Origin of the sequence: Ruegeria spongiae (assembly GCF_023502395.1) — a bacterium.
Classification (GTDB): domain Bacteria; phylum Pseudomonadota; class Alphaproteobacteria; order Rhodobacterales; family Rhodobacteraceae; genus Ruegeria_C; species Ruegeria_C spongiae.
The window spans coordinates 158,612-171,453 of record NZ_JAMFMB010000003.1 but is presented as its reverse complement, the minus strand read 5'-3'; the positions used below and the strand labels follow the sequence as shown (position 1 = coordinate 171,453).

The 12,842-nt window shown below is 60.8% G+C and carries 10 protein-coding genes; 6 read left to right on the top strand and 4 right to left on the bottom strand.

Annotated elements, in window-relative coordinates:
• Positions 1 to 22 precede the first annotated feature (22 nt).
• Genes M3P21_RS03970 through M3P21_RS03955 form a run of 4 tightly spaced genes read left to right on the top strand, consistent with a single transcriptional unit; the run spans position 23 to position 4,633 of the window.
• Entirely contained in the window at positions 23 to 1,219 is a 1,197-nt protein-coding gene (locus M3P21_RS03970) for a YcaO-like family protein (protein ID WP_249707007.1), read from the top strand.
• Positions 1,216 to 2,550 (top strand): TfuA-like protein, encoded by a 1,335-nt coding sequence (locus M3P21_RS03965; protein WP_249707005.1) that lies wholly within the window; start codon positions 1,216 to 1,218, stop codon positions 2,548 to 2,550. Before M3P21_RS03970 ends, M3P21_RS03965 begins: the two co-directional genes overlap by 4 nt.
• Before the next feature lie 20 nt (positions 2,551 to 2,570).
• Positions 2,571 to 3,866, top strand: coding sequence for a gluzincin family metallopeptidase (locus M3P21_RS03960; RefSeq protein WP_249707004.1), 1,296 nt, complete (start codon positions 2,571 to 2,573; stop codon positions 3,864 to 3,866).
• A 35-nt stretch (positions 3,867 to 3,901) separates the two neighbouring features.
• Complete coding sequence (locus tag M3P21_RS03955) at positions 3,902 to 4,633, top strand: hypothetical protein (RefSeq protein WP_249707002.1); 732 nt, start codon at positions 3,902 to 3,904, stop codon at positions 4,631 to 4,633.
• Positions 4,634 to 4,710: 77 nt separating this feature from the next.
• Here the strand turns inward: M3P21_RS03955 and M3P21_RS03950 are convergent, their stop codons facing one another.
• Positions 4,711 to 6,480 carry an adenylate/guanylate cyclase domain-containing protein gene (locus M3P21_RS03950; protein WP_249707000.1) on the bottom strand — a complete coding sequence of 590 codons (1,770 nt, stop codon included), beginning with the start codon at positions 6,478 to 6,480 and terminating at the stop codon, positions 4,711 to 4,713.
• 89 nt (positions 6,481 to 6,569) lie between these two features.
• On the bottom strand, positions 6,570 to 7,214 hold the full coding sequence (locus M3P21_RS03945; RefSeq protein WP_249706998.1) for a GNAT family N-acetyltransferase: 645 nt from the start codon (positions 7,212 to 7,214) through the stop codon (positions 6,570 to 6,572).
• Between the two features lie 199 nt (positions 7,215 to 7,413).
• On the opposite strand from M3P21_RS03945, the gene M3P21_RS03940 reads away from it, so the two are divergent.
• Positions 7,414 to 8,943 carry an alkaline phosphatase family protein gene (locus M3P21_RS03940; RefSeq protein WP_249706995.1) on the top strand — a complete coding sequence of 510 codons (1,530 nt, stop codon included), beginning with the start codon at positions 7,414 to 7,416 and terminating at the stop codon, positions 8,941 to 8,943.
• 34 nt (positions 8,944 to 8,977) lie between these two features.
• Here the strand turns inward: M3P21_RS03940 and M3P21_RS03935 are convergent, their stop codons facing one another.
• Complete coding sequence (locus tag M3P21_RS03935; protein ID WP_308445911.1) at positions 8,978 to 9,814, bottom strand: DeoR/GlpR family DNA-binding transcription regulator; 837 nt, start codon at positions 9,812 to 9,814, stop codon at positions 8,978 to 8,980.
• A gap of 179 nt (positions 9,815 to 9,993) precedes the next feature.
• Here M3P21_RS03935 and M3P21_RS03930 point away from each other — a divergent pair, with 179 nt between their 5' ends.
• Positions 9,994 to 10,743 carry a glycoside hydrolase family 25 protein gene (locus tag M3P21_RS03930; protein ID WP_249707124.1) on the top strand — a complete coding sequence of 250 codons (750 nt, stop codon included), beginning with the start codon at positions 9,994 to 9,996 and terminating at the stop codon, positions 10,741 to 10,743.
• A gap of 11 nt (positions 10,744 to 10,754) precedes the next feature.
• Here M3P21_RS03930 and glpK read toward each other — a convergent pair whose 3' ends face one another.
• Complete coding sequence (glpK, locus tag M3P21_RS03925; protein WP_249706992.1) at positions 10,755 to 12,254, bottom strand: glycerol kinase GlpK; 1,500 nt, start codon at positions 12,252 to 12,254, stop codon at positions 10,755 to 10,757.
• Positions 12,255 to 12,842: the final 588 nt, after the last annotated feature.

The following is a 12,842-nucleotide window of genomic DNA, read 5'->3' as shown; positions in this document are numbered from 1 at the left end:
ACCGTTCCCGAAGGCTGGCCCCATGACAGATGCGTCAACCAAGCGTTATCGCCTCGATACCCATCGGCTGCGCGACCCGTCGCAGACGCTGGCGCTGGTGCAGCCGCATCTCAAACGCATGGGCATCACGCGGGTGGCCAACCTGACCGGGCTGGACCGGATCGGGTTGCCCACGGTGATGGTGTGCCGCCCCAATTCCCGCTCGGTCGCGGTGTCGTTGGGCAAGGGGTTGTCACTGGAGGCGGCACAAGCCTCGGGCGTTATGGAGGCGATCGAAAGCTGGCATGCCGAACGGATCACGCGACCCCTGCGCCGGGCGTCTTATGCAGATCTGCGGGCAGAGGCGAACGTGGCCGATATCGACCGGTTGCCAAAGGTCACCGGCGGGCGTTTCGATCCGCATCGCCGCCTGCTCTGGATCGAAGGCCATGATCTTGGCGCGGATAGCCCCTGCTGGGTGCCCCATGAGATGGTCGATACCGATTACACAGAACCGCCCAATGGTGGCCATTGCGCCTTTCCCCGCTCGACCAACGGGTTGGCTTCAGGCAACGATCTGAGCGAGGCGACCTGCCACGCGATCTGCGAGGTGATCGAACGGGACGCCACCACGCTCTGGCATCAGGGGCCGCGCGATCAGCGCATCGACCCGGCAACAATTAACGATCCGCGCTGTCGCGAGGCGTTGGAGCGGTTCACCGCCGCCGGGATAGATGTGGGGGTGTGGAACACGACCTCGGATGTGGGCGTGGACTGTTTCCACTGCGCGATCTGCGAGGCGGGGACGCAGCCGGGCCATATCGGGCTGGGTGATGGCTGTCACCCAGACCGGGCCATCGCGCTGTTGCGTGCCCTGACCGAAGCGGCGCAAACGCGGCTGACCTATATCTCGGGCACGCGCGACGATCTTGAACCTAAGGATTTCACCGACACTGCCTTGCAGGCGCGGGGCCGCTACGTGCGCGAGTTGATCGACGGGGCGGTGCCGACGGGAGATTTCAGTGCCTGTCCCAGCAACGCGACCGAGTCCTTTGCGGGCGATCTGGACTGGCTGGTGTCGCGACTGGCTTCGGTTGGGATCAAGCAGGTGATCTCCGTCGATCTGTCGCAAGAGGGGCTCGACATCGCCGTTGTGCGCGCGGTCATACCGGGGTTGGAAGCGCCGCATGACGATCCTGATTTCGTGCCGGGGCCACGCGCGCGAGGGGTACGTGCATGAGCGTGGTGGTTTTTGTCGGCCCGACGCTGGCTGCGCCATCGGTGGGAGAGATTCTGGAGGCCGATATTCTGCCGCCGGTGCGACAGGGCGATGTCTATCGCGTGGCCCGCGAGACCCCCCGCGCCATCGGCATTATCGACGGGTATTTCGAGGGCGTGCCCTCGGTCTGGCACAAGGAAATCCTCTGGGCGATGGAACAGGGGATTCCGGTCTTCGGCAGCGCCAGCATGGGCGCGCTGCGTGCTGCTGAACTGGCTGATTTCGGGATGATCGGTGTGGGCCGGATCTTCGAAGATTACCACACGGGTGTACTACAGGATGATGATGAGGTTGCGGTGCTGCACAGCCCAGCGGAGCTGGGGTTTCAGCCGCTTAGCGAGCCGATGGTGTCGATCCGCGCCACCGTGGTCCGGGCCTTGGAGGCCGGAGTTCTGTCGTCTGGCCCGGCTGAGGCGATCCTTAAGGCGGGCAAGATCCTGCACTATCGCGACCGGGACTGGCCGCGCCTGCAGTCCATGCTGACACAGCATCACGATCTGAGGGCGTTCAGCGACTGGCTGCCCGAGGGCAAGGTTGATGCCAAGCGCGACGATGCCTGCGAGATGCTGCGAAGGATGGCGGCCTATCTGGAGAGCGGGGCACAGGTCCCAGAGGCGCCCGCGCGGGTCGAACGGACACTGGCCTGGCAAGGGTTGACCCGGCGTATCGATGGCGAAACCGTGCGGGATCGATCAGGCGCGCAGGACCTGCTGGACGAGTTACGGCTTGATCCCGCGCGCTTTGCAGAACTGCGCGAGCGGGCGATGCTGGGCGTTCTGACGCAGGAAGACGCCGCTCGGCGCGGATTGCAGGCGGATCGCGACGCGTTGCTGGCGCAGATGGATCGTCACCGTTCGCAGACCGGGCTGAGCCAACGGCGCGATGTGTTGCGCTGGCTGGAGGACAATGATCTGGACGAGGCCGGGTACGAGGATTTCCTGGGCGGTGCCGCGCTCACCGACGAGATACGTGCGCTACGGGCCGACCGGCTGGAGCCGCATATGCTCTCCGCGCTGCGGTGGGCGGGGAATTACACCGATCTCAAAGCTCGGGCCGAGGCCAAGAAAGCGGCCCTGCAGGGCGCTGAAAACGGTGCCTTTTCCGCGCAGGACCGGCTGCGGTTGCTGATCTGGTACTTTGAGGAGCACTTGGGTCAACCGGTCCCGGAGGACCTGGATGCGCATGCCCACAGCCTCGGGCTCGCAGATCGCGAAGAATTCTGTACACTGGTCACGCGCGAGTTCCTGTATTCTCAGGCTGGTGGCGATGCTGCCGTGGCGCCAGACGTATAGTTGAACGATTGGAGGGACGCATGTACCAACCCGACCTGCCAGAGGACGAAGCGCCGGGCACGCGGTTTCTGCTCTTTCCGCAATCGCCGTTTTTCGAAAGCAACCCGGTTCCGGAACTGGTCGAGGTCTCGGCGCCGCCCGGCAGCCTGGGTCCCGGTCCTTCGGGGCCGCGCATGTACACGATCAACGCGGTGGGCAAGACCACGCCTTTTGGCGCGATCATTGACGGACCGAATGGGCCGGGCATGTATCTGCCGCCCTGGGACGGCCCGGTTCATCCGCCTGCCGAACCCGATGAAGGCGGCAATTTCGCCTATCTCGATCCGTCAGACCCGGCTTTTGAGGCCGCGCATCTCTTTGGATCGGCACATTTCACCATGGATGTCTGGGAAGGCTATTTCGGCCGCCCGATCCCGTGGCATTTCGAACGCGATTTCGAGCGGCTGGAACTGTCGCTTCTGCCCAGCCTCGACAATGCCCATATCGGCTGGGGATTTCTGGAAACCGGTGGCACCTGGGAACATGGCGATGAATACCGCGCCTATAGTCTGAACTTCGACGTGGTCGCCCATGAGATCGGCCATGCCATCATCTACAGCGTCATCGGCATGCCCGCGCCCGAGGATACGCCGGGCGAATATTACGGCTTTCACGAATCCGCCGCGGATATGGTGGCGCTGGTGGCGGCGCTGCATTTCGGCTCGGTGGTCGAGGAGCTGCTGGAGAACACGCGCGGCAATCTCTATTCCTTCAACCGACTCAGCCGCTTTGCCGAATTGTCGGAAAACGCCCAGATCCGCATGGCTGCCAATGACAAGACCCTGTCGCAATTCGAATGCGGCTGGAGCAGCGAGCACGCGCTTTCCGAACCGCTGACCGGTGCGATGTTCGACATCTTCGTCGATATCTATCACGAGCGGCTGCTGGTGCATGACCTGATCTCGCCAGAGATGGAAGACCTGTCAGACCAGCTCGAGGATTCGCCCGAATATGGCGAGGTCATGCAGGAGATGTTCGACGCGCGCTACGCTGAAAACCCCGACGGATTCCGCATCGCGCTGCTCGAGGCACGCGATTTCCTGGGCTCTTATCTGGCAGATGCCTGGAGCCTGCTGGATGCCGAGATGCTGAGCTATCTGGGTGTCGAGCGGGCACTGGTGCAGGTGGACCAGGACATCACCGATGGCGCGTTCCGGCAGATCATCGAGGGCAATTTCCGCATGCGCGAGGTTGGCATTGTCGACGTTGGTCCAAGACTGACCGAGCCGGATGAACACAGCCATGCGGTTTCGACCCGGACCCGGGTGCCGGACTGACCCCTGCGTAAACTTCTTTGTAAATGATGAATTTTATGGCACGGTGGCTGAAGGAGTTATTCTTATCTTTATTTAGGCCCCGGCTTGGCGGGGCCGCCACAACGGGATTTGGGGCGGATCGCCCTGTTGCAATCCCCCAGACACAAGGAGTGGGTGAAGTGGGTGAATCTTTACTCAGTTTTTCGGAAGTGCTGCTATTTGGACGACTGGTCGACGATCTGACCTACAAGAACACAAAAAATAACCCCAAAAGCAGGAACAGGTTCCTCGAAGAACAGATCGAGGAATGTGATGACGATAACTCGGGAAAGGCGAATTTCGCACGTATCTACGGGTTTTCTTATGATGGTGTCTATTTCGAGTTGCCGGCACCTGCACTGTTTTTGGTACGCGGGCCGGGAAAACCGGTAAACGAAATCAAAGACAAAGACGGCAACGTGATCGAAAATGCCCCTGGCGATCTGGCGTCACGCGCGCCCAACGATCCCGGAAGAACGGGCGTCGCGGCGGCTGACTTCCAGTTCTCGAATGACGTCAAGGTCTGGGACTATGACAAATCCGACTACACGATCCGCATGGATGTGATGAACGGACAATTCGAAGAAGTGCTGCTGGATGTTTATTTTGGCGTTGAACTGCCTTCCATGGGAGGGGCCAAGGTCAGCGGTGCAAAGGTCAGCGGGGCCAAGGTTTCCGGCGCGAAAGTCAGTGGCGCCAAGGTAAGCGGCGCGAAAGTCAGCGGTGCAAAGGCGCGTGGCGGCGACTGATCGTACTGACAGTTTTGGCATCGGGGCGCGTTTCATACGCGCCCTTTTTGCGTTTCAGGCAGGTTGTCAGGCCGCTTTCAGAAACCTGCCTTCTTCAGCCCTTCGACGAAATGCTGGGTGTCATCCTCCAGCTTGTCCGGCTGGACCTTGGCCCAATGGTCGAGCGAGAAGTTTGGATGCGCCTCGCGATGCTTGTCCGCGATCGTGCGGGCGGTGTCCACTTTGCCCAACTGCGCATAGCTGGCGGCCAAAATGCGTTGCCCTTCGGTCGGGTTGTTCATCTTGTTCACGGTTTCGATGACGTCGTCATATTGCTTGAGGTTGTAATAGGCGCCGCCCAGATGCCACAGGTATTGATCCGGAAAATACGGGTTCAGCCGCATCGCCTGTTTCAGATGGTGAATGGCGGTCTCATTGTCGCCGGAATGAACCATCGCATCAGCAAAATCGGAATGCAGATCGGCGTCGTTGGGGTTCAGCGCCAGCGCGCGCCGGTACGACCCGAGCGACGCGTCGTGATCCTTGCGGTAGAGATGCACGAAGCCCAGCTCTCCGAACCCGCGCGCGTCGGTGGGATCCAGGTTGACGGCCCGCTGGGCAAACCCCAATGCGGTATCCAGAGCCTGATCGGAATCATTGGTCCAGGAATAACGCCAGTCGATATTCAGCGTCCGCGATAGCGCGGCCGATGCCCGGGCATAGCCTTCGTCGCGTTCCAACGCCTGTTCGTAAAGCGTATGGGCCTCGTGATTGTCCTGCCGCGTGTATTTGTGCAGATATTGCTGGCCGCGCAGCACATAGCCGTAGGCAGCCAGATCGTTGGGCACCATCTGCGCCAGCCGCTGGCGCTCCTGCGCCTCGATCAGCACGGCGGTCGAGGCGACGATGGATTCGGTCACCTCATCCTGAATGGCAAAGATGTCGTCGATCACCCGGTCATAGCGCTCGCCCCAGATGGTGCGTTCGGAATCGGCGTCGATCAGTTCGACGCTGATCCGGATCCGGTTGCCCGCCCGCCGCACGCTGCCGCGCGCGATATAGCGCACCCCCAGCTTGCGGGCCGCGTCCCGCGGGGACATGGATTGCGCCTTGAAGAAAAACGCCGAATTGCGGGCGATGACGAAAAGGTTTTTGAATTTTGACAGGTTCAGGATGATGTCGTCGGTCAGCCCATCCGCTACCCAGCCATCCGAGGGATCTCCCCCCATGCTAACAAAGGGCAGCACCGCCACAGAAGGTGTATCTGGTCTTGGCTGTTCCGGCTGCACCGGAGAGGGCCGCAGGGTGGCGGCCATGGTCACGCCCTCGACCTCGCTGCGCACGCAATAGGTGGGAATCGGATTGGCAATGTTCTTGAGTGTCTGCGGCCCGAGGAATTCATAGCCATATCGCAGCCGGTTGCGAATTTGTTCATAGACCGTAGCGCTTACGCAGATACGACCGGGATCGGCGATCTCTTGCAGGCGGGCAGCGATATTGACGATGTCGCCGTGAACGCCACGCTCATCGGTCATGATTTCGCCCAGATGCACACCGGCGCGGAAATGGATGCGCTGGTCCTCCGGGCGGGTTTCGTTGTTTTCATCGGCGATCCGGTGCAGTTCCACCGCAAAGCGCACCGCGCTTGAGGCGGTGTCAAACAACGCCAGAACCCCGTCGCCGCGAATCTCGGCCACATGCCCGTCGAACTTGCGGCAAGCATCTTCCAGCCGGACCAACAGGGATTTCAACGCGCTATAGGTATCGACCTCGTTCTGGCCCATCAGCCGGGAATACCCGACCACATCGGCAAACAGCACCGCCCCAAGCCGGTGCTTGATCTCAGAACTTGGGCTGTCTGCGCTCACGTTCCGTGCTCCACCTCTGTTCTACACCCGGGGCTGGCCATGGGCCATGACCCCATTCCCTCCGTCAAAGTCGACAAATACAATTGAATTTAATTTACATCCGGGTCAATGAGCGGCCAATTCCACCCCGAGGATCCTGCCTCGCCCATCCCCACGCTGGTCTCGCCATCAAGCTCGCTGGACAGCGACGTGCGGCGCGCCTCCCATTCGTCGTTTAAAAGACCAACGACCATCATGTCAAAGAATTTTCCCTGCGCAAACCATGCTTTGCGCATGCGTCCTTCTATCTGAAACCCAAGTTGCCCAAGTACCTGATGACTGGTGTGGTTGTCTTCGCGATAATAGGACGTGATCCGGTTCAGGCCAAGCTGCCGAAAGGCCAGATCCAGCACTAACGCTGCGGCGCGGGTGCCCACACCCTGCCCACGCAAGGATGGATCGAGGAATGTGGCAATGATGCCGTCCCGATTCGTGGGTGATATTCCTTCTAGCCCGACGATGCCTACGCCCACCTCGGCGTCCGATTCGATCACGAACCAGCAACGCTCACACTCTGCCGGCTGTTCGACCGCGCGTTCCCAGGCGCGTTCGGTGCCCGTCAGGTTCAGCGGCATCCGGCACGTCCGGTCGAACGCGGCCAGATCATCAACGTTACGAAACCAGCGGGAAATCAGGGTCAGATCTGCTTTCTCCAATGGTCTGAGCGCATAATGGCCCTGAGGTCGATCTGACATGGTTGGCATCCTTTTAAGCAATAACTCATACAAATACAGATCAGTCAATCTTAGCACGAGTTTGCAAATACCGAGAGTATCATATTGAGGCCATCCAAAAAGGTGCCGATTTTGCATGCATTTGGCGATGCCAGGGCTTGGCATATCGGGGTTTGCCGGGCAAAGCTGCGACCAATGCGGCGCAAACCCGGAGGTCAGGATGGCAGGCGCGAAAAACGTCCTTATCATCATCATCGATCAACTGCGGGCCGATTGCCTGAACGGTGCGCTGGCCGCGCATGTCGATCTGCCGAACCTACGTGCCTTCATGGATGAGGCGGTGTCGTTTGAGCGGCACTTTTCGGTCACCAATCCGTGCGGCCCGTCGCGCGCCTCGATCCTGACCGGGCAATATGCGATGAATCATCGCTCGATCCGCAACGGCACGCCGCTGCGCCATGACACGCCCAATATCGCCACCGAGATGCGCAAGCTGGGCTACCTGCCGATGCTGTTTGGATATACCGACACATCGCAGGATCCGCGCGCCTATGATCCGGGCGATCCGGCGCTAAAAACCTATGAATTCCCCATGAACGGATTTCACGAGATCACCGAAATGCGGATGGAGATGTCCTTTCCCTGGCGGTCGCATCTGATGGCGCAGGGGTACGAGTTTGACCGGTATTTTGATGTCTACAAACCGGTTTCGCCCAGTGGGCGTGCGCCGCGGCTGACCGATCCGGCGCTTTATCGGGCCGAAGACAGCGACACGGCTTTTCTGACTGACAGCTTTCTGGGCAAGATGCGCGCCTATGCCAGCGAAAGCTGGTTTGCGCATCTGACCTATATTCGCCCGCATCCCCCGCTTGTGGCCCCCGCGCCCTACAATGACATGTACGACCCCGCACGCTTGCCGCTGCCGGTGCGCAAGGACAGTCGCGCCTCCGAAGAGGCCATTCATCCGTTCATCGGCCCCGCGCTGGACAATAATACCGCTGCCAGCATGGTCGAGGGGTTCGACGGTCTTGACGCCAGCGACGAGACCGTCCAGAGCCTGCGCGCGATCTATCTGGGGCTTGCCAGCGAGGTGGACAGCCATATCGGTCGGGTCGTCGACTTCCTCAAAAGCTCGGGCCAGTATGACGATACGCTGGTGGTGATCACCGCCGATCACGGCGAGATGCTGGGCGATCACCATGGTTGGGGCAAGTCGACGATCTTTGACGCCGCCTATCACACGCCGCTGATCGTGCGCTGTCCGGGGAATACAGAGAATGCCGGGCGCCGGGTGACCCTGCCGTCGGAATCGATCGACGTGACGCCGACCATTCTGGACTGGATGGGGGCAAATGTGCCCAATTCCATGGATGGACGGTCGCTGTTGCCGCTGATCCATGGCGAAGCCCCACAAGGTTGGCGGGAACACACCTATTCCGAACTCGATTTCTCAGATCCGCTGACGCCGACGGAAGCAGAACGGTGTCTGGGCACCGGACCGGGTGATTCAAGCCTGTGCATTCTTCGCGAGAACCGCTTTACCCTGGTCGAGTTCGCCGCCGATCTGCCGCCCGTCCTGTTTGATCATGACGGGGCCGGAGAGATGGAGAACGTGGCAGACAGGCCCGAATACCAGAGCGATCTGGCACGCCTGACCCGCACCCTGCTGCGCCACCGGATGCGCAATGCGGATCACACGCTATCGCTCTATTCGATCACCGAAGACGGCCCGAAGCAGAGCATGCGCTAGGGCCTGCGCATTGCAAACACACTGCCGCTGGGTGCTATTGGGCGGTGGTCACGTCGATATCCCAGTTGCGCAGCGCGGCCGAAAGGCGGCCACGTGGTGCCTGGTCCGAGACGATCTGATCCACTGCCTCGGGTTCGGGGCCGCAATGGGGTGCGGTCGCGCTGAACTTGTGGCGGTCGATGCCCATCAGGACCCGCGCGGCGCTGACCGCAATCTCGGTGGCCAGATGCGCCTCGGCGGCGCTCAGGTACAGGAACCCGCGCTCGGCTGACAGCGCGTCGGAACTGAGCACCGCCATATCATAGGCAAAGCGGCGCGCCTGACGCTCGGCAACATGGCCGAAAGTGCCGCGTTCGTTGCTTTGCAGCTCTCCCCCCAGCATATGAACCCGATTGCCATTGGTGTTGACCAATGTCTGCGCCACCCCGATCGAGTTTGTCACCACGGTCAGCCCGGCATGCTGGTGGCGCAATTCCTCGGCGACAAAAGCGGTGGTGGAGCCAACATCAAGGAAAATCGTCATGCCATCCGTCACGATCCTGGCAATGGTTGCGGCGATCAGGCGCTTTTCCTCGGCATGTTTGTTGATGCGCCGAAAGAAACTGGGGTCATTGCGCGTGCCGATCAGATAGGCCCCGCCATGTACCCGCACCAGCGCGCCCGAAGTGGCAAGCGATTTGATCGTACGGCGCACAGTCTCTTCCGAAACGTTCATCGCCTTGGCCAGTTCGGTGCCCCGCGCTGACCCACCCGCGCGCCGCAAGGCGGACAGAAGCTCCATCTCGCGATGTGAAAAACTGCTCATGTCGCTGGCCATGGCACGCTCCATCTCGGGGCCGGGTGATCCGGCGTGTCGCGTGTAGTGATACACATTTCGATTCCGATTTTAACCCGTGCCGTTTCGGCTTGATCCAGCCGAGAGCGCCCACTGACTTCCCGGGCGCGGAATTAACAATTGCCACGGCGCCGATTGCCCGCTTTGCTGTGCCCAAAGGCACGGGTCGGGCCGAGGTAGCAGTGAAGCGGATTCTGGGATTTTTGGCACTTTGTATGCTCTGCGCCTGCGGACAGCCGAAGCCGGTCGAACGGGCAGAGCCGCTTAGGCTGGCCACTCGGACAGGAGGGCCGATGCGCTTCGCCGATCACGATCCACATGACTGGTCGGGTCGCGCGCCCTGGCGCTATGGAGTGCATGGGATCGATGTGTCGCGCTGGCAAGACGGGATTGACTGGAAGTCGGCGAAGGCCTCGGGCATTTCCTTTGTTTTCATCAAGGCCACCGAGGGCGGAGATCTGGTCGATCCGTCCTTTGAGGATCACCGGCGCGGCGCCCGCAAGGCAGGGGTGCCCTATGGCGCCTATCACTATTTCTATTTCTGCCGTCCTGCTGCCGAGCAGGCCCGCTGGTTCATCAAGAACGTGCCACGCGACGGGCGCGCCTTGCCGCATGTGCTGGATATGGAATGGAACCCGCATTCGCCCACCTGCCGCAAACGTCCCGAGGGGCGGGTGGTGCGGGCCGAGGCCAAGCGCTTTCTCGACATTCTCGAACGTCATTACGGCCGTCGACCCATCGTTTACACCACGGTTGATTTCTATCGCGACACCGGGATCGGAGAATTGCGGGGCACCGAATTCTGGCTGCGCTCGGTCGCGGGCCACCCGAGCGAAATCTATCCCGGCGCGGACTGGACGATCTGGCAATATACCGGCACCGGCAAGGTGCCGGGCGTGTCCGGCCCGGTCGATATCAACGCCTTTCGCGGTTCGCCCGAAGATTGGGCTCGCTGGGCCAATTAGGACAGCGCGGTTCAGACCTGCATCGTCGCCGCGACCGCGCGTTTCCAGCGGGCGTAGCGTGTGTCGCGTGCGCCTTCGTTCATGGACGGGCTGAACCGGCGCTCAATGGACCAGTTGCTGGCAAACTCTGCTTGTCCCGGCAGCACACCCGCATGGCTGCCCGCCAGCCAGGCAGCACCTAATGCTGTGGTCTCCAGTACCTGCGGACGGTCTACTTCGGCATTGATGATATCGGACAGAAACTGCATGGCGGGGTCCGAGGCGGACATGCCGCCATCCACCCGCAGCACGTTCTGGCCCGCCGGGCCGGTCCAATCGGCCATCATCGCCTCAAGCAGATCGCGGGTCTGGAAACCGACGCTTTCCAGGGCGGCGCGCGACAGTTCGGCGGGGCCGCTATTGCGGGTCAACCCATAGACCGCGCCCCGGCATTCGGCGTTCCAATAAGGCGCGCCCAACCCGGTGAAGGCGGGAACGATGATCACGTCCTGATGCGGGTCGGCCTTGGCGGCCAGCGCCCGCGTCTCGGCGGCCGAGGTTATCACACCCAGCCCGTCGCGCAGCCATTGCACCACTGCGCCCGCGATAAAGATCGACCCCTCCAGCGCGTAGGTCGGTGTGTCGTCAAGTTGGTAGGCGATAGTGGTCAGCAGCCGGTTGGTTGAAAAAACCGGCGCGGTACCGGTATTGAGCAGGGCAAAACACCCGGTCCCGTAGGTGGATTTCAGCATGCCCGGCGCGAAACAGGCTTGCCCGATCGTGGCCGCCTGCTGATCGCCGGCAACGCCCAGGATCGGGATCGCGCGCGCGCCCAGAAGACCCGGCTCGGTCTCGCCGAATACTGCGGCGCAATCCAGCACCTCGGGCAGCATGCCGCGCGGGATATCCAGCAGCGTCAGCATATCGTCGTCCCAGTCGCCTTTGGTGATGTTGTAGAGCATTGTGCGTGCGGCATTGGTGGCGTCGGTTACATGCCGCTTGCCGCCGGTCATGCGCCAGATCAGGTAGGTGTCGATGGTGCCGAACAGCAGATTTCCCGCCTCGGCCTGCGCCCGCGCGCCTTCGACATTTTCCAGAATCCAGCGCAGCTTGGTGGCTGAAAAATAAGGGTCGAGCAGTAACCCGGTCCGGGCGGTCACATCCGTTTCATACCCCGCCGCACGCAGGCTTTCGCAATAGGCTGCGGTCCGGCGGTCCTGCCAGACGATGGCGTTATAGACGGCGCGACCAGTGGTCTTGTCCCAGACCACGGTGGTTTCGCGCTGGTTTGTGATGCCGATGGCTGCGATCTGTGCGGCGGACGCGCCCGCGCTGTCCACCGCTTGCCGACACATGGCGACGGTGGTGGACCAAATCTCTTCGGGGTCGTGTTCGACCCAGCCCGATTCCGGGAAGTGCTGGTGGAACTCCTGCTGGGCCGTCTTGCGGATGCTGAGCGCCTGATCGAACAGGATCACCCGTGTCGATGTTGTGCCTTGGTCAATTGCCAGAACCAGAGCCGTATCCGCCATTTGTTCTTACCTTCCGAGATGCGACGCTCGCGGTATTCAGCGGCAGCGGGCCGCCACCTGTGCTGAGTGTCTATGTCCTGTGGTATCTATCAAGTTTTGTGCTTCAAGCGAAGGCAAAACGAGCAAAAACGAAGGCAAACGATGACTGCGGAGACTTTGAGGGGGCATGACAGGAAGCAACATTTTTAAGTGGCGGTGAAATGAAAGCCAAAGCAATTCGAGGTCTACCGGGATTGTGCGTTTATTGAATTCGCGACATTGTTTCATGCGTTAAGGAAAAGATTAATTTCACTCGGCTAAATAAAGGCGAGGAGTTTGAACTTATAATCTCCAAATTCATTTCAAACTTTTGAGCCGCTTAGTTCAAAAGGCCGGATCCGGGGTGGCAAGGGGGGATGCCTTCAATTCCCTACTCCAGTCGAATCGTTCTGTTGGAGAAGCCGAGGCACGGGACGATCCCGAAGGCAAAAAACCTGAAAATCCGAGCGGATTGTTCTCAACAAGCATCTAATCTTTGCAAAAGCAATAGAACTGTGTCCTGATCGCATCACTTTCCGGAAAACAAGGCCCAGACTGCGGGTGAAGCGA